Below are 25,869 nucleotides of genomic sequence, written 5' to 3' on the forward strand. Positions count from 1 at the left end.
CACAAGGTAACGGAATGTACTGTCCCGGGGACGCCTTAAAGGCGCTGGTTGCGATACCAATACACTCCCGCAATCCACACCCTCTGTGGTGAGCGTCATGCGAGACGTGCATCGCCGCACGGCTAGCGTGTCGCTCGGTACAGGGTCCATGCCAGCGTCGGCCGTGTCGAACCCCCGGCTCGCCGTCGATGCTGGCGATCGGCGACGTCTCCTGGAGGACGAATGTCACGGCAGTTCCTCGCGGAGGGCGGGTCCATCACGCTCTCCGGAGGTGGCTACACGATTGTCGGTGTAGTCGCCGTGGTCGCGCTTGCCGCACTCGTCATCGGCTACGTCCTGCTCAAGGAGGTGCTGGCCGCAGGCCAGGGCACCGCCAAGATGCAGGACATCGCCAAGGCGGTGCAAGAAGGCGCGGCCGCTTACCTCAAGCGGCAGCGGAACACCCTCGCCATCTTCGGCGTGATCGTGTTCCTCCTGCTCTTTATCCTTCCCGCGGACGACTGGAACGAGAAGATCGGCCGTTCGATCTTCTTCCTGGTCGGTGCGGGTTTCTCGTTCGCGATCGGCTACCTCGGCATGTGGCTGGCCACGCAGGCGAACCTGCGGGTCGCCGCCGCCTCGCGTGAGGAGGGCGGCCGCGAGAAGGCGATGCGCGTCGCGTTCCGCACCGGTGGCGTTGTCGGCATGATCACCGTCGGCCTCGGCCTGTTCGGTGCCGCGGTCGTCGTGCTGGTCTACACCGGCCAGGCGCCCAAGGTGCTCGAGGGCTTCGGCTTCGGCGCCGCGCTGATCGCGATGTTCATGCGTGTCGGCGGCGGCATCTTCACCAAGGCCGCCGACGTCGGCGCGGACCTGGTCGGCAAGGTCGAGCAGGGCATCCCGGAGGACGACCCGCGCAACGCCGCGACCATCGCGGACAACGTGGGCGACAACGTCGGCGACTGCGCCGGCATGGCCGCGGACCTCTTCGAGTCCTACGCCGTCATGCTGGTCGCCGCGCTGATCCTGGGCAGCACCGCCTTCGGCGTGCACGGCCTGATCTTCCCGCTGATCGTCCCGGCCATCGGCGTCATCACCGCCGTCATCGGTGTCTACATCACCAAGGCGAAGACGGGCGAGGGCGGCCTGGTCACGATCAACCGCTCCTTCTACATCTCCGCGGTGATTTCCGCGGTGCTGTCGGCGATCGCGGCGTTCGTGTACCTGCCGAGCAGCTTCTCCGACTTCGGCGCGGGCTTCGAGGGCACGGGCAACCCGGCGGTCATCGCGACCATCGCGGTGATCATCGGCATCGTGCTCGCGGCGGTCATCCTCAAGCTGACCGGCTACTACACCGGGACCGAGTACAAGCCCGTCAAGGACGTCGGCCAGACGTCGGAAACCGGTGCGGCGACGGTCATCCTGTCCGGTATCTCGATCGGCTTCGAGTCCGCTGTGTACACCGCGCTCGTCATCGGCGCGGCGGTCTTCGGCGCGTACCTCCTCGGCGGCGGCATCGCGCTGTTCGCCGTGGCGCTGGCCGGCACCGGCCTGCTGACCACCGTCGGCGTCATCGTCGCGATGGACACGTTCGGCCCGGTTTCGGACAACGCGCAGGGCATCGCCGAGATGTCGGGCGACGTCGACGAGCAGGCCGCGCAGATCCTCACCGAGCTCGACGCGGTCGGCAACACCACCAAGGCCATCACCAAGGGAATCGCGATCGCCACGGCGGTCCTCGCCGCGACGGCGCTGTTCGGGTCCTACTCGGACGCGATCACGAAGACGCTGTCGGGCATGGGCAACGGCGTGGTCACCGGCGTCGACGCGGCGAAGTCGTTCGTCAACGAGATCGTCAGCCCGAACACGCTGGTCGGCGTGATCATCGGTGCGGCCGTGGTGTTCCTCTTCTCCGGTCTCGCCGTCAACGCGGTCTCCCGCGCGGCCGGCGCGGTGGTCTACGAGGTGCGCCGCCAGTTCCGCGACATCCCGGGGATCATGGAGGGCACCACCCGCCCCGAGTACGGCAAGGTCGTCGACATCGTCACGCGCGACTCCCTGCGTGAACTGACGACGCCGGGTCTGCTGGCGGTCTTCGCTCCCATCGCGGTCGGCTTCGGCCTCGGCACCGGCGCGCTCGCCGGCTACCTGGCCGGCGCGATCGCCTGCGGCACCCTGATGGCGATCTTCCTCGCCAACTCCGGTGGCGCGTGGGACAACGCGAAGAAGCTGGTCGAAGACGGCAACCACGGCGGCAAGGGCTCGTCCGCGCACGAGGCCACCATCATCGGTGACACCGTCGGTGACCCGTTCAAGGACACCGCCGGCCCGGCGATCAACCCGCTGATCAAGGTGATGAACCTGGTCTCCGTGCTGATCGCGCCCGCCGTCGTGCAGCTGACGATCGGCAACGACGCCAACACCGCGGTCCGCATCATCATCTCGCTGGTCGCGCTCGCCGTGATCGTGGCGGCGATCGTGGTGTCGAAGCGGCGGGGCACCGTCATCTCCGACACCCCGGCCGAGGTCAAGGCCTGACGCACCACCGTTCCCGGGCCCGGCACGCAGCGTCGCGTGCCGGGCCTGTGTCGTCCCGAGGCTTCGCCTCGGGGCCGGGGGCTCCGCCACCCGGAGCCCCCGAAAAGCGCCCGGGGGCGTGTCCGGTGTTCCCAAACAGGCTCGGCGACTTGCGAAGCAGCACCGAATCGGTACCGTCGGCCCTTCCGGGACGTCGTCGAGCAGGAGGTGTTCAGGTGCGGCCGCGGTCAACCGTCTTCGCCGCCCTAACCACGACGATCACGATCGGCCTCGCCGGCTGCGGGCAGCAAGCCCCCGCGCAGTCGCCGGCGCGGGACCAGGGTCTGTCGGTGACGACCGTGGTGCCGCAAGCCGATCCCGCGGCGAGATGGGCGGACGCCTACTGCGGTGCGGTGACGCACCTCGTCCGCGCGCTGGCGGACCTGCCGAGCGTCGACCCCAGCACGCCGCAGCAGGCGTCCAGGACGTCCAGTGACCTGCTTTCCTCGGTGGTCGGCGGGCTCGACCGGAGCCTGGCGGGCCTGAACGCGCTCGGCGCGCCCCCGGTGCCGTCCGGGGACAGCGGCCGCGAGAACGTCATCGGCCAGTTCTCCGAGATCCGCACGCAGGCCCAGAACGCCCGGCAGCGCATCGACGCCGTCCGCGGCGACGCGGCGGCGACCAAGGAGGCGCTCGGCGAGGCCAGGGCCACGCTCGACCGCATCGACGCGCTCGACTACCTCAAGGGCCTCAAGGGCGTGCCCGCGCTGGCCGCGGCGGAGCAGCGTGCTCCGGCGTGCCGCGAGCTCGATCAATCTTCTCGGTGAAGATCTCGCGCCGAATCGAACTTGTGTTCTAGTATGGCGCGGTGGATCGGACGATCTCGCTCTTCTCCGCCGAGGCCAGCGGGCCGGGTCTGGGCGACCTGGCCGGCCTGTTGTGCTGCCACGGCCAGATCACCGGCTTCGGGCGCACGGCCGCCCGGCTGTCGGTGGTCGTCGAGGAGCCGTGGCGGGCGCACGTCCTGGCGCGCGAGTTCCGCTGCCGCGGTGCCGACGCCCAGGTCTCGAAGGCCGACTGCGGCAGTCCGCAGGTGCGCACGTCCTTCCGCGTCGACCTGTTCCCGCTGGCGCTCAGGTGGCTGCGTGAGGGCTGCGCGGGCCCGGTGGAGGACGATTCGGGCAAAGCCGTTCCGGACGGCTTCCGGCTGAGCGGGGCGATGCTGCGGATGTGGGTGCTGGCCGGCGGCCGCCCCGGCACGCAGGGCTACCTGCTGGGCGTCGACCCGCTGGCGCCGGGCATGCACGAGCGGCTGGTCGAGGCGCTGACGCCGCTGGGTGTCGCGGCGAAGCTGACCGGCCCGAAGGCCGAGGTCCCCGCCGTCAAAGTCACCGGGAAACGCCGACTGGAGGCGCTGCTGGAACTGATCGGGCAACCACCACCGGGCGCCGAAGCGGCGTGGCCCGGGGCGGCACCGCAGCCGGTCCCGCACCCGGAGGCCGTGACGAGCACGGCCTGACCGGGCGCGGGCCGGGCGTCATGGCCGGGGCAGGGTGCAGCCGGCCTGCGTGAGGGCGATTTCGTTGGCCGCGGTGAGGCACGCGGGAATGCCGTACGTCTCCTGGCCGTAGTTCGTCTTGTAGCGCACGGTGACGTTCCCGGCCTGGTCGACCTCGCACGGGTTGTTGTCCGTGCAGCGCGCGCCGTCCTCGTTGCCGGTGTTGTTCACGCCGACGACCTTGCCGCCGGAGACGATCGGCGAACCCGACGTGCCGCCGATGGTCTGGCAGGCGGACGTGTAGCGGATCGAGTCCTTCCAGGTCCAGCTGCCCTCCTTCAGCCGGTAGACGAACCCGTCGATGTTGCAGGAGTAGATCCGCTTCCAGTAGCCGGAGACGACGTCGATCGCGGCGCCGGCCGTCGGGTGCGCGTTGGACAGCTCCAGCGGCGAGATCCCGTAGCTCGACCTGATCTGCGCGTAGGTGGTGGTGAGCTGGTAGAGCGACACGTCGGTGTCGGTCATCGTCCCGTAGACGATCTTCTTCGCGCGCAGCGTGCCCGCGTTGCCGCCGCTCGCGTTGAGCAGCGTGAACGTCCGGCTGGACGTCCGGTTGGTGATGACCTGCCCGGGTGCCGGGAAGCCGGTCTCGAGGCAGTGGCCGTTGGACATGACGAGCGCGGGGGCGGTGTCGGGCGTCGCGGCCGGCTTCACCACCGAGCCCGAGCAGTTGGACAGCGCGACCGTGCCGGCGAAGTTCGCCGCGGCCGCACTCGCCGGGGTCGTCCCCAGTAATACTGTGGCGGTCGCGGCGGTGAGCAGGGCGCCGAGGAGGCGTCGGGTCATGGCGGATCCTTTCGGCTGGGCGGGGAAACCAGTGAAGCGGTGACGTCCCCGCGCCCACCACCGTCGAACGGAGGGTATCCGTACGGTCACGCGCTAGGCTGCGCGGGACGTGGCCGAAATCACGTGGCAGGTACGTTGGGGAAACATCGTCGAGGTCAGCGGCGATGCGCTGGGCACAGGACCGGCGGCGTGTTGGGCCACCTCCGCGCCGTCCGGGCCGGAACAGCGTGCACACTGGCAGGTCGAGACGCGGGCCCTGGGCAGGGACGTGGTGCAGTTCCGCCTGGCGGGACGAGATGAGCGGAGAGCAGGACAGCGTGGCAGGAGCACGGACCAAGAAGAACGGAGCCTCGGCGGACAACGGCGCCGGGCACCGGCGGCTGGTGATCGTCGAGTCCCCGACGAAGGCCCGCAAGATCGCCCCCTACCTGGGCGGCGGGTACGTCGTCGAGTCCTCCGTCGGGCACATCCGCGACCTGCCGCGTGGTGCCGCCGACGTGCCCGCCCAGTACAAGGGCGAGTCCTGGGCGCGCCTCGGCGTCGACGTCGACAACGGCTTCAAGGCCCTCTACGTGGTCACCCCGGACAAGAAGTCCAAGGTCACCGAGCTCAAGGGCCTGCTGAAGGACGTCGACGAGCTCTACCTCGCCACGGACCCCGACCGCGAGGGCGAAGCCATCGCGTGGCACCTGCTCGAGACGCTGAAGCCGAAGGTCCCGGTCCGCCGGATGGTCTTCCACGAGGTCACCGAGCAGGCCATCCGCGCGGCCGCCGACTCGACCCGTGAGCTGGACGCCGACCTCGTCGACGCCCAGGAAACCCGCCGCATCCTCGACCGCCTCTACGGCTACGAGGTCTCGCCGGTGCTGTGGAAGAAGGTCATGCCGAAGCTCTCGGCGGGCCGCGTGCAGTCGGTGGCGACCCGGATCGTCGTGGAGCGCGAGCGTGAGCGGATGCGCTTCACGTCGGCGTCGTACTGGGACGTTTCCGCCACGATGGACGCCGGCGAAGAGGCGTCGCCGCGCAACTTCTCGGCCCGCTTGGTGGCCGTGGACGGCGCTCGCCTCGCCACGGGCCGCGACTTCGGCTCGGACGGGCAGCTGAAGGCGTCGAACAACGAGATCCGCGTGCTGGTGGAAGCCGACGCGCGGCGCCTCGCCGAGGGGCTCAAGCAGCGTGACTTCAAGGTCTCGAGCGTCGAAGAGAAGCCGTACACGCGGAAGCCGTACGCGCCCTTCATGACCTCGACGCTGCAGCAGGAGGCCGGCCGCAAGATGCGGTTCACCTCCGAGCGCACGATGCGGATCGCGCAGAAGCTGTACGAGAACGGCTACATCACCTACATGCGTACCGACTCCACGACGTTGTCGGAGTCGGCGATCTCGGCCGCGCGCAGCCAGGCCACGCAGCTGTACGGCAAGGAGTACGTCTCGCCGTCGCCGCGCCAGTACACGCGCAAGGTCAAGAACGCGCAGGAGGCCCACGAGGCGATCCGGCCGTCGGGCGAGGTCTTCCGCACGCCGGGCCAGGTCGCGGGCGAGCTGGACACCGACGAGTTCCGGCTCTACGAGATGATCTGGCAGCGCACGATCGCGTCGCAGATGGCGGACGCCAAGGGCACCACGATGTCCGTGCGCATCGTCGGCAACGCGGCTTCGGGCGAAGAGTGCACCTTCGCGGCTTCGGGCCGCACGATCACCTTCGCGGGCTTCCTGAAGGCGTACGTCGAGGCCGTCGACACCGAGACCGGTGGCGAGGCCGACGACAAGCAGAGCCGCCTGCCGGTGCTGGAGAAGGACCAGGCGCTCACCGCGTCGGACCTGAACCCGGACGGCCACACCACTTCGCCGCCGGCGCGGTACTCGGAGCCGAGCCTGGTCAGCAAGCTGGAAGAGCTGGGCATCGGCCGGCCGTCGACGTACGCGTCGATCATCAAGACCATCCAGGACCGCGGCTACGTCTGGAAGAAGGGCTCCGCGCTCGTTCCGTCGTGGGTCGCGTTCGCCGTGATCGGCCTGATGGAACGGCACTTCGAGCGGCTCGTCGACTACGACTTCACCGCCGGCATGGAGGACGAGCTCGACCGCATCGCGGCCGGTGACGAGCAGCGCGCGCAGTGGCTGTCGAAGTTCTACTTCGGCGGCGACATGGGCGTCGACGGCTCGATCGGCCGGCTGGGCGGCCTGAAGAAGCTGGTCGAAGGCAGCGTCGAGGACATCGACGCGCGGGAGATCAACTCGATCCCGCTGTTCAGCGACGCCGACGGGCACACGGTCGTGGTCCGCGTCGGGCGCTACGGGCCGTACCTCGAGCGCGAGGTCAACGGCGAGTCGCAGCGCGCGAACCTGCCCGAGGACCTGCCGCCGGACGAGCTGTCGCAGGAGATCGCGGAAAAGCTGTTCGCGACCCCGCAGGAGGGCCGCACGCTGGGCACCGACCCGGTGAGCGGGCACGACATCGTCGCGAAGGAAGGCCGCTTCGGGCCGTACGTCACCGAAGTGCTGCCGGAGATCGAGATCCCCGAAGACGCCACGGCCGCGCAGAAGAAGGCGGCCAAGGCGAAGGCACCGAAGCCGCGTACGGGCTCGCTGTTCAAGTCGATGGACATCGAGACCATCACGCTGGACGACGCGCTCAAGCTGCTCTCGCTGCCGCGCGTGGTGGGCAAGGACCCGGAGTCCGGTGACGAGATCACCGCGCAGAACGGGCGCTACGGGCCGTACCTGAAGAAGGGCACGGACTCGCGCTCGCTCTCGACCGAGGACCAGCTCTTCTCGATCACGCTCGAAGAGGCGCTGAAGATCTACTCGGAGCCGAAGCAGCGTGGGCGCTCCGCGACGGCGAAGCCGCCGCTCAAGGAGCTCGGCGAGGACCCGGTTTCGAAGAAGCCGATGGTCGTCAAGGACGGCCGGTTCGGCCCGTACGTGACCGACGGCGAGTACAACGCGACGCTGCGGAAGGGCGACGAGATCGAGTCCCTGACCGCGGAACGGGCGTCCGAGCTGCTGGCCGAGAAGCGGGCCAAGGGACCGGCGCCGAAGCGGAAGGCGCCGGCGCGCAAGCCGGCCGCGACGACGGCGAAGACGGTCAAGGCGGGCACGAGCAAGACCGCCAAGACCGCGGCCGCCAAGTCCACCACGACGAAGCGCAGCTCGACCGCGACGAAGGCCAAGTAGGACCGCTCACGAAGGCCCCCGGTCCGCCGGGGGCCTTCGTGGCGTCCGGCCACACTTTCGAGTGACACCTCGAACGGATGTTCGGGAAATTGTCGGTGGTCCCGGGTTTCCTGGACCGCGTGACCAAGACACCACGCACCGTGTACACGGTGACCACCAAGATCCTCAAGCCGGTCCGGGCGGCGGCCGCCGGCAGTACCACCGCCATGGACATGATGGCGTCGATGACCGGCTTCGCGGGCACCGGCGGCGTCTGCGGAGTGGCCGTCGCGATGTCCGGCGAGCCGTGGAGTTCGGCGTTCTTCGACGACCGGGCCGAGTTCGGGATCGCCGGGGACGGCTTGAGCCTGTCCGGGCCTTCGCCGGGCGGCGTCGCGGAGCTGCTCCGCCTGGCGTTGACGCGCCTGCCTCCGCTGCCGCCGGTGCCGGGCGAGGGGCTGTACCTCGACGCCGACGAGCGGGGCGTGCTCGAGCCCGAGCAGGAGTGCCTCGTCCTGGACCTGCTGGACGACCTGCGGCGGCCGCGGCGCGGCACGGTCCAGTTCGACATCGCCCGCGACGGCTCGCCTTCGCGGTGGGAGGTGCTCGCGTTCGTCGACGACGACCGCGGGCGGCACCTGGCGGCCCTGAGCAGACCGCGGGGCGGCCACCGCCGGCTCTGGTGGCTGCCCGGCACGGTGGAGCGGCTCGCGGACTTCGTCGAAGGGCGGGTGCCGGAGCATGGGTGAGCCGCTCGCCGACCGTTCACCGAACGACGTCACCCTCTCGAACATATGTGCGAGAAATTGTCGGTGCCAGGGTGTTCAATCTAGGGGTGAACACTTCAGTCGCCGTCTTCGACGTCATCGACGAGGTCATCGCCCCGCTCTCGGCCGAGGTGCCGGAGCGGCCCTCGGTGATGGAGTTCTACGACCCCGAGTTCGAGATCCCGCCGGTGCTGGCGGACACCGAACCGCTGCCGGGGCGCCGCTCCGCACCCGTGTCGAGCCTCGCCGACGAGGTGGAGCAGTACACCCGGTTCGTCGCCGGGATGGCCGCGATCGGCCTCGCCCCGGGTGGCGAGGTCACGGCGGAAGCGGTCGGGCTGTACCGGGCGCTGCGCGGCGGGTTCATCCGCGGCGTGGTCACCGGCGTCTTCCCGGCCCGGCGGGAGCCGTGGGAGGTGCGGTTCTTCGGCGACGAGGACTACACCACGGTGCTGCACAAGCTCGGCAACCGCGCGCGGCTGCGGTCCGGCTTCCTGAGCGAGCTGCCGGGCTGGGTGTTCGACGGCCTGCCCGACCGGCCGCCGGGGCCCGGGCCGCACCTGCGCATCGAGACCGACGAGGGCGGCCTGATCCCGCGCCGGTGCGAGCGGGCGGTGGAGCAGATCCGGGAGTGCGCAGCGCGGCCGCGGCTGGGCACGGTGCTGGTCGACCTCGCGGTGCGCGACGCGATCTTGGCCGAGTACCCGCACGGCGCGTTCGGGCTGGTGGACAACGACCTGGGCCGCTACCAGTTCAGCGCGGCGGTCGGCCGGACCGGGCGCTGGACGGTCACGTGGGGTCCTGCCTCGCGGAGCACGGCCGAGCAGTGGATCGTCGAGGCGGTGCAGAGCCATGCCTGAGCACGCGGCGGTCCGGGCGACGGCCGGGGAAGGGGTGGACAGGGTGGTCGCGGCGGCCCCTCGGGACCTGACGGTCCGCGACGCGATCCTCGAGGCGGCCGAGCTGAACAGCGGCGTTCCGGAGCCGCGTGCGGACGACGAGTCCGGTCCGAGCGAAAGGGGAAGGAATGGCTGACCGCACGGCGGCCCGGGAGCTGCTCGAGCTGGCGGCGGGCCCGGTGCTGGCGGCGATGCCGGACCGGGACCCGGTCGACCGGCTGTACAACCCGGACGTCAGCGACCACGACATCCTGGTCCACGGCCCGGTCTCGGACGACCCGGCGGACCTGGTGGCCGAGGTCGAGCGGCACACGGCGTGGGCGGCCTGGATCGACGGGACGCCGTTCGGCGAGGACGGCGAGCTGAACGAGCTCGGCTTCGAGGTGGTGTCGCTGATGCTGCGCGGTTCGGTGCGGGCGGCGCTGTGCGGCGTGTTCGACGGCGAGCCGGAAACGGCGGACATCCGCTGCTACGCGGACGGCGAGCGCGCGTTCATGATGGGCTCGCTCCCGGGCCGCACGGCGATCCACTTGGCGGACTTCGAGGAGCTGCCGGAGATGCTGGTGGCGGAGCTCCCGGAGGCCCCGTTCGGAGCGTCACCGCGCGCGATCTGGCTGTCGGTGGACGACGACGGCCTGGTCCACGACGGCCAGGACGACGACGTATGGGCAATGCGCGAGCTGCTGGCCAGACCCCGCTCAGGCACGGCGGTCCTGGACATGCTGGCGTTCGGCGGCCTGTGCGCGGAGTTCCCCGACCACGGGTTCGTCCTGGTGGACACGGACCTGGGCAGGTTCGCCCTGGCCGCCCTGGACCGCGGCGACGGTTGGAGACAGCTGGTGCTGAGCCCGTTCAGCCGGGGAATGCTGCGCGACTGGTGCCGAAAGATGATCGACCTGGGCCAGGAGGAGACACCATGAGCTGAGGCGGCCTCGTCCGAGCCGAGCCGAGCCGAGCCGAGCCGAGCCGGGCCCGGACGGGCCGGCCGCCTGGCAGCGCGACCCCGTCCCGACCGAGGGTGGGGGTGGCCGACAAACCCCGAATCGGCCGCCCCCCAATCAGCCCCCGCCGAAAGCCCCCGAACGACCCACCCCACTACCCCAGTCCCCAGGCGAACCCATGCCCAACTCGACCAGAACCCGGCAAACTGGTCACCACAGGACACCGACTGGCCACCCGCCCACCGAAAGCCCCTGTGATTGGACTCACTACGATCCGTCACCATTGGCGGTCGACCCGGCCACCGGCGGACTGGACACTGCAGGGGGTTCGGGCACGGGCTTGCACAGCGTGACCGACCCTCCAATGCAGACAGAGCCATTGGGCGGATGCGTTATCCGCCAGCGTCGCTACCCTGGAAAGGCGAGGACATTCAGTAGTGAGGTGGTCACCATGAGCGCGAACGGTGAGGCTCCCTTCTTCAATGCCCCCGAGCTCACTCAGCGCGACGGCACACTGTCCGCAGCACCCGGCGAAATGTTCGCCGACCCCGTCTCGGGGCTGGTCACGGCCGCCCCCGAACCGCACGCCGCGGTCGCGAATGGCCACGAGCCCGCCGCCGTGCCGGTGGCCGGGCCGGTGCCGCACGACGACGAGGCCGTGCGCCGGATGGTCGAGGAAACCCTCCGGGAGGAGGACGCCAAGACCCCGGAGGCGATCCCGCCCGCGGGCACCACGGGCGCCGTCGGCGGAGAACCAGCCCCGCCGATGGGGCTGCTCCCGCGGCAGCGCAACCGGCGGCGCACCTGGCCGAACCGGCCGCCGTTGCAGCGGCCGCTGAAGCGCAAGCCGCCCGTGGACGCGGGCGACGACTTCGACGAAGACCTCGAGGTGGTGCCCGTCAAGCGGCGGCGGCTGCCGGCGATGTCGATGCCGGCGTTCAACCGGCCGTCGTCGAGCGCAGCCGGGGTGATGCTCGCCGTGGTGTTGCTGATCGTGTTCGGTTTCGTCGCCATCGAGATGGTCTCGAGCCTGGTCAGCAGCGTGACCGGGCTGTTCGACTAGCGTCCGCTCGCTGGTCCCCGTCCCGCCGGGACCTCGGGGCCGTCCGCGCGGCAAGGGCCGATCGGGCTACCCTGACTTCACGGTCGGGCGACCTCACGAGGGCGTCCGGCATCGCCGTGACTAGTGGGGTGGGCGTATCAGCGAGGGCGTGCGATCGGTACCCGGGGCCGGCCCGGGTGGGTCGTCGGGCGCCGAGGCGTCCACGATCAACCGGGTCCGGCGGGTACTGGCGATCAAACCGTTCCGGCGCCTCTGGGGCGTCACGTACCTGTGCAGCGTGGCCGACTGGCTGAACATCCTCGCCCTGACCGGCCTGGCCACGAAGCTGACGAACAACTACTTCGCCCAGAACTTCGCCTTCGTCGGCGTTGTGCTGACCGGCCTGGCGCCGGGCCTGCTGTTCGCGCCCGTCGGCGGGCTGCTCGCGGACCGGTTCGACCGCCGCAAGGTCATGGTGGTCGCCGACCTGCTGCGCTGCGGCTTCCTGCTGTCCATCGCCTTCGTCAGCGCGCCGTGGTGGCTGCTCGTCGGCAACTTCCTGGTGGGCAGCGCGGCGAGCATGTGGATCCCCTCGAAAGAGGCAGCGGTCCCGAACCTGCTCCGCCGGCCCGACCAGGTCGAGACGGCCAACCAGCTCGGCATGGTGATGACGTACGGCCTGGCCGTCGTCACCGCGGCCGGCGCGAACGCGATCCTCACCGGGATCAACACGAACTTCCTCCACGTTCCCGGCGAAGACACCAGCCTCCGCATCGCGAAGCTGGTCGTCGTCATCACCGCCCTGCTCTACCTGGCCAGCGCGATCCTCATCGCCACCCGGATCCCCGAGCTTTCGCTGCGCAACGTCCACGCGCTGCCGGAGCAGAAGGTCAAGCAGGCCGACGAGGAAAAGCTCGGCATCGGCACGATGATCGCCGACGGCTTCCGGTTCATCCGCAGCACGCCGCTCGTGCGCGGCCTGCTGGTGGGCGCGTTCGGCGCGTTCGCCGCCGGCGGTGCCGTGATCGGCTCGGCCAAGCCGTACTCGTCGAGCCTGCTGGCCGGTGACTCGGCGTTCAGCCTCCTCGTGCTGGCCGTCTTCGTCGGCCTCGCCTCCGGGATGGCGGTCGCGCCCAAGCTTTCCCGGCGGCTCCCGCACGACCGGCTGTTCGGCGTCTCCATCATCGCGGCCGGGCTCTCGCTCGCCCTCGTGGCGCTGTCGCCACACCTGTCGATCTCGCTCGTCACCGTCGTGCTGGTCGGCTTCTGGGCGGGGACGGCGTTCCTCACCGGTGTCACGATCATCGGCTCGCGGGTCGAGGACGCCATCCGCGGCCGGATCAACGCGATCTACCAGCTGATGATGAAGCTCGTGCTGTTCGGCACGACCGTCACCGTGCCGGTGCTCGTCGGTGTCGTGGCGAAGCGCACCATCAACGTCTGGGGCAGTCCGGTCACGATCGACGGCACCCGGCCGATCATGCTCGCCGGTGCCGCGATCGCGCTGGTCGCGGGCCTGTTCGCCTACCGGCAGATGGACGACAAGCGCACCGAGCCGATCCTCTCCGACCTGCGCAACGCGCTGCGCCGCACGCCGCGGCGCGTCAACGGCTTCCTCATCGCCGTCGAGGGCACCACCGCGATCAACACGGCGATCCAGGCCGTCAACCTCGCCGACTGGATGCGCGGCGGCACCCGGCCCGTCGTCGTCGCGGCCGACCCGGCACTCGACGACCAGCGGCTCACCGCCCTCGTCTCCGGCGCGTCGCTGACCGGGGCGCGGGCCCAGGCGCTGGCCGCCGCGGCGGTGCGGGCCGACATCGTCGAGCGGCACGTCCAGCCGGCGCTCGACGCCGGTTCGGTCGTGGTCATGGAGCGGTTCGTCGACTCGCCGCTGGCGCACCTCTCGGCCGTCGCCGGCCTGGACAGCGACGAGCTCGAAGGCCTCGCCGACTGGGCGACCGGGCGGCTGCGCCCGGACCTCACCGTCCTGCTGGACTCCGCCCCGCACGGCGCGCCGCGCGACCGGTCGACCGCGATGAACGACCAGTGGCGCGTCCAGCACCTGCTCACCGAGATGGCCGCGGCCGACCCGGACCGGTACGTCGTGATCGACGCCGACGGCACGGACGCCGAGGTCGCCGAGCGCATCCGCACCGCGCTGCGCGCCGTGTTCGTCGGGCGCCTGTCCGCGCTCGCGCCGACGACGGAGAAGCCGGTGACGCTGCCGCTGGACGTCGACGTCGACGTCACCCTGCCCGTCGAAACCCCGGAAGAGCCTCGCGTGGAGGCGAAGTGACGACGACCGAGCGCATCGGCGTCTGGAACCAGCTCGTCGGCCAGGACCCGGCGGTCGAAACGCTGAGCTCGGCCGCGTCCGCCGCCGCGAAGATCGTCGCCGGCGAGCCCGCCCCGCCCGGCGCGATGACGCACGCGTGGCTGCTCACCGGGCCGCCCGGGTCCGGCCGCTCGGTGGCCGCGCGGACGTTCGCCGCGGCCCTGCAGTGCAGCACCGGCACCGGCTGCGACGCCTGCCCCGGCTGCCACACGACGATGGCCGGCACCCACGCCGACGTCCGGCTGGTGGTGCCGGAGGGCCTGTCCATCTCGGTCGCCGAGATGCGGGCCCTGGTGCAGGCGGCCGCGCGCCGCCCGACCACCGGCCACTGGCAGGTCGTGATCATCGAAGACGCCGACAGGCTCACCGAAGGCGCGTCGAACGCGCTGCTGAAGGCCGTCGAGGAACCGCCGGACCGCACGGTCTTCCTGCTCTGCGCGCCCTCGGACCACCCCGAGGACGTCTCGGTGACGATCCGCTCGCGCTGCCGCCTGGTGGCACTGCGGACCCCGCCGCCGGAGGCGATCGCGGACGTCCTGGTGCGCCGCGACCACGTCGACCCCGAGCGCGCGCAGTGGGCGGCTTCGGTGTGCGGCGGGCACGTCGGCCGCGCGCGCCGGCTCGCTACGGACGAGGCCGCGCGGCAGCGCCGGGCCACCGTGCTGCGCATTCCGCTGGGCTTGAGGCGGCCGAGTGACGTCTTCACGAGCGCGGACCAGCTGATCAGCGCGGCGGAGGCCGACGCCGGCGAGGCGAGCAAGTCCCGCGACGAAGACGAGCGCAACGAGCTGCGGACGGCGATGGGCGGCGACGGCGTCGGCAAGGGCGTCGCCGGCGCCAAGCGAGCCGCCGAAGCGGCGGTCAAGCAGCTGGAGAAGAAGCAGAAGTCGCGCGCGACCCGCACGCAGCGCGACACCCTCGACCTCGCCCTGGTCGACCTGGCCGCGTTCTACCGCGACGTCCTGGTGACGACGACGCGGTCCGGCGCGACGCTCAACCACCCCGACCACGCCGACCAGATCCGCGAAGCGGCGCAGGCGTGGACGCCGGAGTCGACGCTGCGCCGTCTCGAAGCGGTGCTGGAATGCCGCGAGGCGATCGACTTGAACGTGAAGCCGCGCATCGCCGTCGAAGCGATGGTCACAACTCTTCGCCAAGGCTGAGGTCCGCCCGAAAGGACATTGCCGCGGTTCTGCCCCCGGGTGACGCTGGTTGCCGTCACGTCGGCCGCACGGGGAGGACCGGAGCATGTCCGAGCGCAGCGGTGTCATCGGCGTCAAGGTCGAGAACCAGGTCCTCTGGGTCGGCCGCGAGGCCTACCCGGTCCGCAACATCGCGCGGGCGCGGGTCGTCCGGCTGACGATCCGGCGGGCGGCCGCGTTCGGCCGCTTCCTCGGCTTCACGCTGCTGTGGCTGGTGCTCGGCATGGGCGCGACCCTGGGTTTGCGAGCCGCGCGGAGCCAAGGCGTGCACCTGGACAAGAGCCTCGGCCAGGTCGTGGTGATCGTGACGGCGGTGCTGATCGGGATCAGCGCGGTCCGGCTGCTCTACCTGCTGCTGCGCCCGGCGCTGTTCGCGCTCGTCATCGAAACGGCCGGAAACCCGTACACCGCGCTGGCGACCACCGAACGGCACATCCTCGACGAGATCGTGCACGCGATCATGGCGGCCGTCGACGATCCGCGGGTGGTCTTCCACAAGACCGTGAACTACACCCGCTACGGCGACACCATCGGCGGGGACAAGTTCGAAGTCGGCGGACACGGCATCGGCAAGATCGTGCACTGAGCGGGAAAGGACCGGCTGATGAGCGGCACCCACTACTACGGCGACCAGGTCGGCGGCGACAAGTTCGAAGTGCACGACCAGGGCATCGGCAAGATCGTCCACCACGGGCCCGTCGACCAGCAGGCGGCGTTCCGCGAACTGCTCGCGGCCGTCCAGGCGCTGCGGCCGCAGGTGACCGGCACCGACCGCCAGGTGATCGACGAGTCGCTGGCCACCCTCCAGGCGCCCCGGCCGGAACCGGCCCGGCTACGGCGCGCGCTCGGCGCCGTCTCCGGCGTCGCGATGATGGTCGGCCAGGTCGGCGTCCCGGTCGCCGAAGCCGTGCGCAAGGTCATGACCGCCCTCGGCGCGTGACCCGCGCAAAGGAGCCCGCCAGGCGAACCTGGCGGGCTCCTTCACACCCCTCGGGTCAGTCGCGCGGCCGCGGTGACGGCTTGAACGGCTTCTCCTCGACCGCCACGGCCAGCGGACGACGGCGTGCGCCCGGCATCGCGGCCACCATCACCACGCCCAGCAGCAGCATCGCCGTGCCCGTCCAGAACAGCGGCACCGTGTCGTACGCGCCGCCGGTGTAGGCGAGGTTCTTCACCGGCCCCTTCGGCGCCTCGCCGCCCGCGGGCGGCGTCGACGTCGACCCGCAGACGACGCCGCCGGTCGGCGCGTAGGCCCGCGCGACCTGCTCGCCGAGCGAAAGCTGGGCCAGCGACGACGGCAGGTTCTTCGCCTGGTCGTCCGGCAGCAGGCTCTTGAGCTTGGTCGTCGGCAGCAGTTGCAGGTCGAACAACCGCGCCGACGCGCCCAGCTGGAAGCCCTTGAACGGCGTGGTCATCTGCGCCGACTTCTGGTCCAGCCCGGCGATGCTCAGTCGCAGCACACCGAGGTCCAGCACCGTGCCGGCGGTGTTGCCGACCTGCTGGATGCCCTTGGTCAGCGTCGAGACCAGCCCGCCGACCACCGGGATGTCGTTCAGCTGCCCGAACTGGTCGCTCAGGCCCTTCAGCGGCAGCCCGATCGGGATGTCCTTCGTCGGGTGCGCCGCGTCCAGCGTGTACAGCGTCTTGCCGCCGGCCGCGATGGTCAGCACCGGCGCGGTGTAGTCCACTTTGGACGTCTTCGCGTCACCGGTGGAGGTCACCTTCAGCGTCGGCTGGCTGGCCACCTTGATGCTCAGCGCCAGCGGCGTGCCCTTGAGGATCTCGATGTCCGCGGCCTGCAGCGTCGACGTCGACTGCACGGCCTTGTTCTTCGAGCCCGGCACGTCGACCAGCTTGACCTGCGACCGCGACGACAGCGTGTTCGGCAGGCTCAGCAGCGACCCGGTGCCGTTCGCCGCCGTCTGCCCGCCGCCCTGCAGCAGGCCACCCAGGCTCTGCAGGCCCTTCGTGAGGTCGAACCCGCTGGCCAGCGAGCTCGGGTCGAGCTTCGGCTTCAGCGCGTCCAGCCCCAGGTTCGGCATCGACGGGATGACGTTCAGCAGCGACAGGCTCGCCACCGACGTGCTCGCGTCCGCGATGGTGTCGACGCACGGACCGAGCGTCGGGCTCCACCGCGCGTGCGCGCTCCCGTTCAGCAGCCCGACGTTCAGCAGCGGGTTCGACGGCGCGTTGAGCCCCCCGCTGATCGGCTGCGGGTTGTCCGGCAAGGCGGTCTGCACGACGCTGCCGGGTGTCTGCGGCGCGTTCCCGCCGATCGACACCCCGAACGGCGAGGCTTGCGCGATCGCCTTCTCGTAGTTCAGGTAGGCGTCCGAGTTCGCCGACGCGCTCGACAGGCCCATCCCGGCCTCGAGCGCCGACTGCTTCGGCAAGGTGTCCCCGAACCCCGGCAGGATCGTGCTCGTCGGCACGGCGTTGGGCAGCAACCGCACGATCCCGAGAGCGGTCCCGGCATCCCCGACGGCCTGCCCCAGCGGTTGCGGCCCGACGGGCGCCGAGATCGGCGCCTGCCCCGGGTTCGCCGGCTGCGGGATCGGCGTGGTCGGATAGGCCGGATCGGCGCTCGCCGGCGCCGCGCTGAACAGGAGCAACGCAGCAGCTGCCGGCAGCGCCACCGAACGGGGCAGTCTTCGCCGCATGTGCCAGAGCCTCCAGATAGGTCGACCGGGGAGTGAGACCGACGTCATAGGGCCCTAACGACAGTCCCCCGGGAAAGTGACGCGCACAGCCTCCGCTACACTTGCTACTGTCGCCAGCGCGAGCCGGAGACACGCCGCCTTAGCTCAGTCGGCCAGAGCGATTCACTCGTAATGAATAGGTCAGGGGTTCGATTCCCCTAGGCGGCTCCGCAGGTCAGGCCCCATCCGAGACACCTCGGGTGGGGCCTGACTCGTCTGGTGGGTGACCAAGACGCCCGGCCAGCACGCGGAAATAGTTTTCCAAGATCACCCCTCTGGGGCATAGGTCCAGACCCCTTCGGCGGAAGCGGACCTCGCGCCGCTGGTGTTTCACTCGATTCGCGGTCCGCTCGGGCCGTCTTTCGAAGGGGGAGTTCAGTGAAAGTTCTGCGTGCTTCCGGGGTTCTCGCCGCGCTGGTCGTCTCCGGGGTGATGGTCGCCGCTCCGGTGGCAGGGGCTGCCGAGGCCGTTCCGCGTAGCTGTGATGGTGGGCAGCCCATCGCCACCGACACCATCACCGCCAAGAGCTCGACCTACGGGTCGATCATCGTCGAACTGCGGTACAGCCCCTCCTACGCCTGTGCCTGGGGGCGGATCCGGGGCGGCCGGGTCGGGGATGGCGTCTTCGTCAGCCGGCAGTGGAACGGGAACCCGAACGACGTCGAGTACAACATCGGCAGCGCCAACATCACGTCCGGCAGTGATGTCTACACCGCCTGGTTCGACGACGACGGGCACAAGATGTCCGCGTGCGCCAAGAACGATTCGACGCAGACCGTCTACACCTGCACCGGCTGGTACTGAACGGACGCGGGTGGGGCGGCCGCCGCCCCACCCGCGGTCGGGACTACTTCGGGGCGACCACCTTGACCACAGTGGACTTCGCTTCGCCTCGGGGGGTTCGGTAGGTGATCTCGTCGCCCGCCTTGGCTCCCACCAGGGCCAGGCCCAGGGGGCTGTCCGAGGTGATCGCATCCGCGTCCTCTCCCGGGACCGTCACCACCTGGAACGTCTCTTCGTCTCCGTCCGAGAAGCGGAGCGTCACCACTGTGCCGTCGGGGAGCTGGGAGTTGCCGTAGCCGCCGTGCTCCATCTTCGCCGCCAGGTCCGCTATCTGGCGGTCGAGGCGGGCCGCCGCCTCGGCGCGGTCGATCACGTCCGCCTGGTCCGCCGCGTCACCGGTGCGCTCCTGCTCGCCGGGTTGCGGCGCGAGGGCTTCCCGTTGCGCGCGCAGGTTCGCGATTTCCTTCTCCAGCTGGCTGCGCGCTGCCGAGCTGAGCCCCTTGTCCCCTGAGATCACCATGCCGGGCATTGTCCGCTGCGCGGAGCGGGGTGGCCAATCCGGTTTTTCACCCGGGGGCCACCCACGGGACGTCTGCCCTAGGATTCGGGGCTGCCGTCCAGTCAGAAGGTAACGAGAATCACCGTGAGCGCAGTCCCCGGTCGCAGCGACCGGCTCTCCCCGAACCAGCTGGCCAAGCAGGAGCAGATCGTCGAGGCCGCGCGGATCGTCCTCGCCCGCGACGGGCTCGCCGGGTGCACCGTCCGGGCCATCGCCGACGCCGGGCCGCTCACCAAGAGCGCGATCCACTACTACTTCGCCGACATCGACGTCCTCATCGACCGCGCCATGGCCGCGCACATCACCGCCTTCGCCGCGGGCCTGCGCGAAGTCGCCGCGAAGCACGACGACCCGCGTACACGCCTCTTCGCCGTCCTCGAGGAGTACCTGAGCGTCTTCGCCGCCAACCCCAACGCGGCGTTCCTCTGGTTCGAGTACTGGATCGCCGCCGGCCGCGCGCAGCACCCGCAGGCCATCGACGCCATGCTGACGTCGCTGACCGAGCTGCTGGCCGAGCTGCTCGCCCCGCTGGACGTCGACGACCCGCGCGCCCGGGCCCGCGCGCTCCTGTCGTACTTGCTCGGCACGGTCGTCCAGCAGCGGGTGCGGCCTCGGCCGTTCGCCGCGCTGCGCGGCGACATCGAGGCGCTCTGCTTCGCCAACTACGGCTAGCAACGCCCTTTAGATCCGTAGACGTACGGATTGCGTGGTACGTCCGGCTCCGGCCAGGGTCGAGAGACCCCCGAGAGCAGGAGACGCTATGCGCCCACGAACGTGCCTGGCGGCGGCCGCGGCCGCCCTCTTGATGCTCACCACCGGCGGCGTGGCCGCTGCCCAGCCCACCGGCCCGCAGGTCTACGAGGTGACCGGCACCGGCACGGCCCAGCAACGCACCGAGGTCGCGAGGACCGGCGCCGACATCCTCGACAGCACGAACGGCACGACGACCGTCATCGCCAACCCCGCCGAAGCAGCCCAGCTGCGCGCGCTCGGCTTCGGCGTCAGAGCGCTCGGCGCGGTCAACCGGCCGCGGACCGCCGCGACCGTCGAGGACTTCCCGGCCGGCTACACCGGCTACCACACCTACGCCGAAACGCAGACCGAGCTGCAGAAAGCCGTCGCCAACTACCCCTCACTGACGAAGCTGGGCAGTGCCGGGACGTCGTACGAAGGCCGCGCGCTTTCCCTGATCAAGATCTCCGACAACGCCGCGGCCGACGAGAACGAGCCCGAGGTGCTCTTCACCTGCAACCAGCACGCGCGCGAGCACCTCACGACGGAGATGTGCCTGCACATCGTGCAGCGGCTGACCAGCGGGTACGCCACGAACAGCGCGATCAAGCGGCTCGTCGACAGCACCGAGATCTGGGTCGTCCCGAGTGTCAACCCCGACGGCTCCGAGTACGACATCTCCGGCGGCACGTTCCACAGCTGGCGCAAGAACCGCCAGGGCCCCGGCACCGACACCAACCGCAACTGGGGCTACAAGTGGGGCTGCTGCGGCGGCTCGTCGGGCTCGACGTCCAGCGAGACCTACCGCGGCACGGCGGCGTTCTCCGCGCCCGAGACCCGCGCCGTCTCGAACTGGGTGAACTCGCGCGTGGTCGGCGGTGCGCAGCAGATCAAGACGCACATCGACTTCCACACCTACTCCGAGCTGGTGCTCTGGCCGTTCGGCTACACCTACGACCGGACCGCGCCCGGGCTCACCGCGGCCGAGGCGACGAAGTTCGAGAACCTGGGCCGCCAGATGGCCGCGACCAACGGCTACACGCCGCAGCAGTCCAGCGACCTCTACATCACCGACGGCAGCGTCAACGACTGGATGTGGGCGCAGCACAAGATCTGGAGCTTCACCTTCGAGATGTACCCGAAGGGCAGCAGCCCCGGCTTCTACCCGCGGGACACGCAGATCGTGCCGCAGACGACTCGCAACGACCAGGCCGTCGACATCCTGATCAACGCGGCGATCACGGGCTGAGCGCACGGGGGCGGTTTAGGGTCTGGGCATGCCTCTGTTCTCGTTCGAAGGGCTCAGCCCGCAGGTCCACCCGGACGCCTGGATCGCCCCCACCGCCACCCTCATCGGCGACGTCGTCGTCGAGAAGGACGCCTCGATCTGGTTCGGCGCGGTGATCCGGGCCGACTTCGGCCGGATCGTCATCCGCGAGGGCGCCAACATCCAGGACAACTCGGTGATCCACGTCAACGACGGCGTCTGCGAGGTCGGCAAGAACGTCACCGTCGGCCACCAGTGCCTGGTGCACGACTGCACGATCGGGGAGCAGGCGCTGATCGGCAACGGCTCGACGGTGCTCGACAAGGCGAAGATCGGCGCGCGGGCGCTGGTCGCGGCCGGGGCCACCGTCACGCCGGCGACGGAGGTGCCGGAGGAGGTCATCGCGATGGGCAGCCCGGCGAAGAAGTTCGTGCCGCTGACCGACTCGGCGCGCATGTGGGTCGAGCACAACGCGGCGATCTACCAGGAGCTGGCACGCCGGCACCGCGCGGGCACAAAACCGGTTTGACCCTCCAGTAACTGGAGACCCTAGCTTCGGGGCATGGCTCCGAAGAAACTCACCCACCAGGTCACCCTCGAACTCAGCGCGGGCAACGCCCCGGTCGTCGACCTCGGCAAGATGCTGGGGCAGACCGGGGTCAACCTCGTCGAGATCAAGAAGGCCTACGACACGGCGACGGCGACCCAGCGCGGCGACATCGTGCCGGTCGTCGTCTCGGTGTTCGAGGACCGCTCGTTCGCGCTGCGCCTCAAGACGCCCCCGACGTCGTTCCTCATCAAGAAGGCGCTGGGGGACAAGGGTTCTTCGCGTCCGGGGCACGAAGTCGCGGGCAAGATCACCAAGGAACAGCTGCGCGGGATCGCCGAGCGGAAGCTGCCGGACCTCAACACCTCCGACGTCGAGATGGCGATGCGCACGATCGCGGGCACGGCCAGGTCCATGGGCGTCGTGGTCGTGGACTGAGGTGCGCAAGCACGCGGTCGTGCCGCCGTTCCACGCGCTGGACCCCGAGCTCGGGGTGGCGGAACGGTTGCTGCGCAAGGGAAATCCGCAGTTGAACGGAATCGTCGCCCAGCTGCCCGATGAACACGCGGCCGCGCGCCGCCTCAACGCCGTGCTGGCGGAGGCCGGGGCGCGGCCGCGGCTCGTCGACACGGGCGCGGCGTGGCGGATCGTCTACGTGACGCCGCGAGCCGGCGAAAGCGAGCTGGCGGCCGGCGCCGCGGGGCTGGCCGAGCTGGTCACGGTGGGCGGCTGGCGGCGGGTGAAGCGCTGCGCGACCTGCGGCCGGCCGTTCTGCGACCGCACTTCGGGGTGCACCCGCAAGTGGTGCGCCGAACACCGTCGAGCCTCGAGCGCGGTGGACTAAGCTCTTCCGCGCAGCAGCGACTGGCGCCATCGAGGTGGAGCACCACCGGGAAGCGACGACGAGGCCGGCACCGCGCGCCTGGGTGAAGGCCACTCCAGAGCCGGAGCACGCCATGACACACCAGCCGAAACTGAACGCGCTCGCCACGGCCGACCCCGCGATCGCCGGGCTCGTCGAGGACGAGGCGAAGCGCCAGCACGACAAGATCCGCCTGATCGCGTCGGAGAACTACGTCTCGCAGGCCGTGCTCGAAGCGACCGGCACCGTGCTCACCAACAAGTACTCCGAGGGGTACGCCGGCAAGCGCTACTACGAGGGCCAGCAGTTCATCGACCAGGTCGAGCAGCTGGCCATCGAACGCGCGAAGGCCGTGTTCGGCGCGGACCACGCGAACGTCCAGCCGTACTCCGGGTCTCCGGCGAACCTGGCCATCTACCTGGCGTTCGCGCAGCCCGGCGACACCGTGCTCGGCATGGCGCTGCCGGACGGCGGCCACCTCACGCACGGCTGGAGCGTCTCGGCGACCGGCAAGTGGTTCAACCCCGTCCGCTACGGCGTCGCGAAGGAAACCGGCCGCGTCGACCTCGACCAGGTGCGCGACCTCGCGCGCCAGCACCGGCCGAAGCTGATCTTCGCCGGCGGCACGGCCATCCCGCGCACCATCGACTTCCCGGCGTTCGCCGAGATCGCGCGCGAGGTGGACGCGGTGCTCGTCGCCGACATCGCGCACATCGCCGGCCTGGTCGCGGGCGGCGCGCACCCGTCGCCGGTCGGGCACGCGCAGGTGATCACGACGACCACGCACAAGACGCTGCGCGGCCCGCGTGGCGCGATGATCCTGTCGGACGCCGACCACGCGAAGGCCGTCGACAAAGCGGTTTTCCCGGGCCTGCAGGGCGGCCCGCACAACCACACGACGGCCGCGATCGCCGTCGCGCTCGGCGAGGCGCAGCGCCCGGACTTCAGCGACTACGCCCACACGATCGTCGCCAACGCGAAGGCGCTGGCCGACGCACTCCTGGCGAAGGGCTACGACCTCGTGTCCGGCGGCACGGACAACCACCTGCTGCTGATCGACCTGACGAACAAGGCGGTCGCGGGCAAGCCGGCCGCGCAGGCGCTGGACCGCGCGGGCATCGAGCTGAACTACAACACGGTGCCGTTCGACCCGCGCAAGCCGTTCGACCCCTCCGGCATCCGCCTCGGCACGTCCGCGATCACGACCCGCGGCCTCAAGCCGGAGCACCAGCCGCAGGTGGCGGAGTGGATCGACCGCACGGTGACCGCCGCGGCGGCGTCCGACGACTCCTCCCTGGACGCGATCGCCGCGGAGATCCGCGAGTTCCTGGCGCCGTTCCCGATCCCGGGCTACTCGGCCTGACGTCCACCCGAAGGCGGCACTTTCCCTACGAAAGTGCCGCCTTCGGCGCGTCCGAACCCTGGGAGACCGGGGTCACAGGAAATTTGATTGCACCATGCAAGCTCTCTGGGAATACTTGGTCGAGACAAGTAGTTGACGGATACAAGCAACTACGCGAAGGCTGAGGGAGACCCACCATGAGCGACACCACCACGGCGGAAGGAGCAGCCGCTACGAACGGCAAACTGTCCCACCGCCAGATCCTGACCGTCCTGTCCGGGCTGATGCTCGGCATGTTCCTCGCCGCACTCGACCAGACGATCGTCTCGTCCTCGATGCGCACCATCGCCGACGAGCTCCACGGCCTGTCCCTGCAGGCCTGGGCCACCACGGCGTACCTGATCACCGCGACGCTCTCGACGCCGCTGTACGGCAAGCTGTCCGACCTCTACGGCCGCAAGCCCATGTACCTCACGGCGATCTCGCTGTTCCTGGTCGGCTCGCTGGCCAGCGGCATGGCGACGTCGATGTACGAGCTCGCCGCGTTCCGCGCCTTCCAGGGCCTCGGCGCCGGTGGCCTGATGTCCCTGGCGCTGGCGATCATCACCGACATCACCGCGCCGCGTGAGCGCAGCAAGTACCAGGGCTACTTCATGGCGGTGTTCGGCATCTCGAGCGTCGCGGGCCCGGTCGTCGGCGGGTTCTTCGCCGGCATCGACACCTTCGCCGGCATCACCGGCTGGCGCTGGGTCTTCCTGGTCAACGTCCCGATCGCGCTCGCCGCGCTGGTCGTCGTCACCAAGGTGCTGAACCTCCCGCACACCCGCGTGGACCAGAAGGTCGACTACTGGGGTGCCGTCGCGCTGGCCACCGGCCTGGTGCCGCTGCTGATCGTCGCCGAGCAGGGCCGCGAGTGGGGCTGGGGCTCCGCCGCTTCGATCGCGATGTACGTCGTCGGCGGGCTGGGCGTGGCCGCGTTCGTCTGGATCGAACGCCGGATGGGCGACGCCGCCCTGCTGCCGCTGCGCCTGTTCAAGCGGCCGGTCTTCCGGATGTCGACGCTCGTCACGGTCGTGCAGGGCGCGGGGATGTTCGGCGCGATGATGTCGCTGCCGCTGTACCTGCAGATCGTCAAGGGCGCGACGCCGACCCAGGCCGGCCTGCAGATGCTCCCGCTGACCCTGGGCATCATGATCGCCAGCCTGACCAGCGGCCGGATCATCTCGGCCACCGGGCGCTACAAGATGTTCGCGGTGGCCGGCATCGGCCTGATGGCGGTGGCCCTGTTCGCGCTGTCCACGATCACCGTCGACACCTCGCTGGCGCTGGTCATGGTCATCGCCTTCGTGATCGGCCTCGGGCTCGGCGCCTCGATGCAGACGCTGGTGCTGGCCGCGACCAACGACGTCCGCCCGCAGGACATCGGCGTCGCCACCTCGGCGGCGACGTTCTTCCGGCAGATCGGCGGCACGGCGGGCACCGCGGTGTTCCTGTCCATCCTGTTCGGCACGGTCGGCGACCGGATCGCGAACGCCATCCGCTCGGCGATGACCAGCCCGGCCTACGTCTCGGCGCTCGCCCAGAACCCCGCGTTCGCGCAGCAGATGAAGAGCGGTGCGCTGGACGTCAACGACACGTCGTTCCTGTCCACGCTCGACCCGACGCTGGCCCGGCCGATCCTGCAGGGCTTCGCCGAGTCGATGAGCACGGTGTTCCTGGTCGGCGGGATCGTGCTGACCGTCGGCTTCGCGCTGGTGTGGTTCCTCAAGGAGAAGCCGCTCTCGGACAAGTCGGCGATGGAGCAGCGCGCGGAGGCCGAGGCGGACGCTCCGGCCCTCGCCCTGGCGCACTGACCGCGTGAAAAGGCCCCCTCGGGATTCCCGAGGGGGCCTTT

At 70.4% G+C, this 25,869-nt stretch carries 24 protein-coding genes and 1 tRNA gene; 22 read left to right on the top strand and 3 right to left on the bottom strand.

Going from position 1 to position 25,869, the window contains the following annotated elements; translation table 11 throughout:
- The first annotated feature begins 222 nt into the window (after positions 1 to 222).
- From ACIQWX_RS08650 to ACIQWX_RS08660, 3 genes are all read left to right on the top strand, one after another.
- Complete coding sequence (locus tag ACIQWX_RS08650; RefSeq protein WP_400867347.1) at positions 223 to 2,517, top strand: sodium-translocating pyrophosphatase; 2,295 nt, start codon at positions 223 to 225, stop codon at positions 2,515 to 2,517.
- A gap of 215 nt (positions 2,518 to 2,732) precedes the next feature.
- Positions 2,733 to 3,323: a hypothetical protein gene (locus ACIQWX_RS08655; protein ID WP_400867348.1), complete on the top strand. Its 591-nt coding sequence runs from the start codon at positions 2,733 to 2,735 to the stop codon at positions 3,321 to 3,323.
- A 41-nt stretch (positions 3,324 to 3,364) separates the two neighbouring features.
- Positions 3,365 to 4,015 (top strand): hypothetical protein, encoded by a 651-nt coding sequence (locus tag ACIQWX_RS08660; protein ID WP_400867350.1) that lies wholly within the window; start codon positions 3,365 to 3,367, stop codon positions 4,013 to 4,015.
- 18 nt (positions 4,016 to 4,033) lie between these two features.
- Here ACIQWX_RS08660 and ACIQWX_RS08665 read toward each other — a convergent pair whose 3' ends face one another.
- A complete protein-coding gene (locus ACIQWX_RS08665) occupies positions 4,034 to 4,840 on the bottom strand; it encodes a serine protease (RefSeq protein ID WP_400867352.1) in 807 nt (268 codons plus the stop codon).
- Between the two features lie 296 nt (positions 4,841 to 5,136).
- Between ACIQWX_RS08665 and topA the strand changes: the two genes are divergently transcribed.
- The 10 genes from topA (at position 5,137) to ACIQWX_RS08715 (ending at position 16,124) form a co-directional block, all read left to right on the top strand.
- A complete protein-coding gene (gene topA, locus ACIQWX_RS08670; RefSeq protein WP_400867354.1) occupies positions 5,137 to 8,016 on the top strand; it encodes a type I DNA topoisomerase in 2,880 nt (959 codons plus the stop codon).
- Between the two features lie 119 nt (positions 8,017 to 8,135).
- The gene (locus tag ACIQWX_RS08675; protein ID WP_400867356.1) at positions 8,136 to 8,744 is read left to right on the top strand and encodes a hypothetical protein; all 609 of its coding nucleotides are present in this window, start codon (positions 8,136 to 8,138) and stop codon (positions 8,742 to 8,744) included.
- 86 nt (positions 8,745 to 8,830) lie between these two features.
- Positions 8,831 to 9,622: an ESX secretion-associated protein EspG gene (locus tag ACIQWX_RS08680; protein WP_400867358.1), complete on the top strand. Its 792-nt coding sequence runs from the start codon at positions 8,831 to 8,833 to the stop codon at positions 9,620 to 9,622.
- On the top strand, positions 9,615 to 9,797 hold the full coding sequence (locus ACIQWX_RS08685; RefSeq protein WP_400867360.1) for a hypothetical protein: 183 nt from the start codon (positions 9,615 to 9,617) through the stop codon (positions 9,795 to 9,797). The genes ACIQWX_RS08680 and ACIQWX_RS08685 overlap by 8 nt, the downstream gene beginning before the upstream one ends.
- Entirely contained in the window at positions 9,790 to 10,581 is a 792-nt protein-coding gene (locus ACIQWX_RS08690; protein WP_400867362.1) for a hypothetical protein, read from the top strand. The genes ACIQWX_RS08685 and ACIQWX_RS08690 overlap by 8 nt, the downstream gene beginning before the upstream one ends.
- Positions 10,582 to 11,053: 472 nt before the next feature.
- Complete coding sequence (locus tag ACIQWX_RS08695) at positions 11,054 to 11,665, top strand: hypothetical protein (protein WP_400867364.1); 612 nt, start codon at positions 11,054 to 11,056, stop codon at positions 11,663 to 11,665.
- Between the two features lie 148 nt (positions 11,666 to 11,813).
- Positions 11,814 to 13,943, top strand: coding sequence for a bifunctional MFS transporter/dTMP kinase (locus ACIQWX_RS08700; protein ID WP_400867366.1), 2,130 nt, complete (start codon positions 11,814 to 11,816; stop codon positions 13,941 to 13,943).
- Positions 13,940 to 15,145 (top strand): DNA polymerase III subunit delta', encoded by a 1,206-nt coding sequence (locus tag ACIQWX_RS08705; RefSeq protein ID WP_400867368.1) that lies wholly within the window; start codon positions 13,940 to 13,942, stop codon positions 15,143 to 15,145. Before ACIQWX_RS08700 ends, ACIQWX_RS08705 begins: the two co-directional genes overlap by 4 nt.
- 85 nt (positions 15,146 to 15,230) lie before the next feature.
- Entirely contained in the window at positions 15,231 to 15,770 is a 540-nt protein-coding gene (locus tag ACIQWX_RS08710; protein WP_400867370.1) for a DUF6232 family protein, read from the top strand.
- A gap of 18 nt (positions 15,771 to 15,788) precedes the next feature.
- Positions 15,789 to 16,124 (top strand): hypothetical protein, encoded by a 336-nt coding sequence (locus ACIQWX_RS08715; RefSeq protein WP_400867372.1) that lies wholly within the window; start codon positions 15,789 to 15,791, stop codon positions 16,122 to 16,124.
- 55 nt (positions 16,125 to 16,179) lie between these two features.
- On the opposite strand, the gene ACIQWX_RS08720 is transcribed toward ACIQWX_RS08715, so the two are convergent.
- Entirely contained in the window at positions 16,180 to 17,844 is a 1,665-nt protein-coding gene (locus ACIQWX_RS08720) for a hypothetical protein (RefSeq protein WP_400867374.1), read from the bottom strand.
- Positions 17,845 to 17,977: 133 nt separating this feature from the next.
- Between ACIQWX_RS08720 and ACIQWX_RS08725 the strand changes: the two genes are divergently transcribed.
- Positions 17,978 to 18,051: transfer RNA gene (locus ACIQWX_RS08725), tRNA-Thr, on the top strand.
- A gap of 210 nt (positions 18,052 to 18,261) precedes the next feature.
- Positions 18,262 to 18,687, top strand: a complete 426-nt coding sequence (locus tag ACIQWX_RS08730; RefSeq protein ID WP_400867375.1) for a DUF2690 domain-containing protein — start codon at positions 18,262 to 18,264, stop codon at positions 18,685 to 18,687.
- A 43-nt stretch (positions 18,688 to 18,730) separates the two neighbouring features.
- On the opposite strand, the gene ACIQWX_RS08735 is transcribed toward ACIQWX_RS08730, so the two are convergent.
- Positions 18,731 to 19,186, bottom strand: coding sequence for a GreA/GreB family elongation factor (locus tag ACIQWX_RS08735; RefSeq protein WP_400867377.1), 456 nt, complete (start codon positions 19,184 to 19,186; stop codon positions 18,731 to 18,733).
- A gap of 123 nt (positions 19,187 to 19,309) precedes the next feature.
- On the opposite strand from ACIQWX_RS08735, the gene ACIQWX_RS08740 reads away from it, so the two are divergent.
- The 7 genes from ACIQWX_RS08740 to ACIQWX_RS08770 all read left to right on the top strand — a co-directional run bounded on the left by ACIQWX_RS08740 (position 19,310) and on the right by ACIQWX_RS08770 (position 25,828).
- On the top strand, positions 19,310 to 19,897 hold the full coding sequence (locus ACIQWX_RS08740; protein WP_372669805.1) for a TetR/AcrR family transcriptional regulator: 588 nt from the start codon (positions 19,310 to 19,312) through the stop codon (positions 19,895 to 19,897).
- 106 nt (positions 19,898 to 20,003) lie between these two features.
- Complete coding sequence (locus ACIQWX_RS08745; RefSeq protein WP_400869467.1) at positions 20,004 to 21,206, top strand: M14 family metallopeptidase; 1,203 nt, start codon at positions 20,004 to 20,006, stop codon at positions 21,204 to 21,206.
- 28 nt (positions 21,207 to 21,234) lie between these two features.
- Entirely contained in the window at positions 21,235 to 21,753 is a 519-nt protein-coding gene (locus ACIQWX_RS08750; protein WP_176174334.1) for a gamma carbonic anhydrase family protein, read from the top strand.
- 33 nt (positions 21,754 to 21,786) lie between these two features.
- Positions 21,787 to 22,209 (top strand): uL11 family ribosomal protein, encoded by a 423-nt coding sequence (locus ACIQWX_RS08755; RefSeq protein ID WP_400867380.1) that lies wholly within the window; start codon positions 21,787 to 21,789, stop codon positions 22,207 to 22,209.
- Position 22,210: 1 nt separating this feature from the next.
- Positions 22,211 to 22,615, top strand: coding sequence for a hypothetical protein (locus ACIQWX_RS08760; RefSeq protein WP_400867382.1), 405 nt, complete (start codon positions 22,211 to 22,213; stop codon positions 22,613 to 22,615).
- A 112-nt stretch (positions 22,616 to 22,727) separates the two neighbouring features.
- On the top strand, positions 22,728 to 23,996 hold the full coding sequence (gene glyA, locus ACIQWX_RS08765; protein WP_400867384.1) for a serine hydroxymethyltransferase: 1,269 nt from the start codon (positions 22,728 to 22,730) through the stop codon (positions 23,994 to 23,996).
- A gap of 176 nt (positions 23,997 to 24,172) precedes the next feature.
- On the top strand, positions 24,173 to 25,828 hold the full coding sequence (locus ACIQWX_RS08770; RefSeq protein ID WP_400867386.1) for an MDR family MFS transporter: 1,656 nt from the start codon (positions 24,173 to 24,175) through the stop codon (positions 25,826 to 25,828).
- Positions 25,829 to 25,869 lie beyond the last annotated feature (41 nt).

This window comes from Amycolatopsis sp. NPDC098790, from assembly GCF_044759945.1.
Taxonomy (GTDB): Bacteria; Actinomycetota; Actinomycetes; order Mycobacteriales; family Pseudonocardiaceae; genus Amycolatopsis.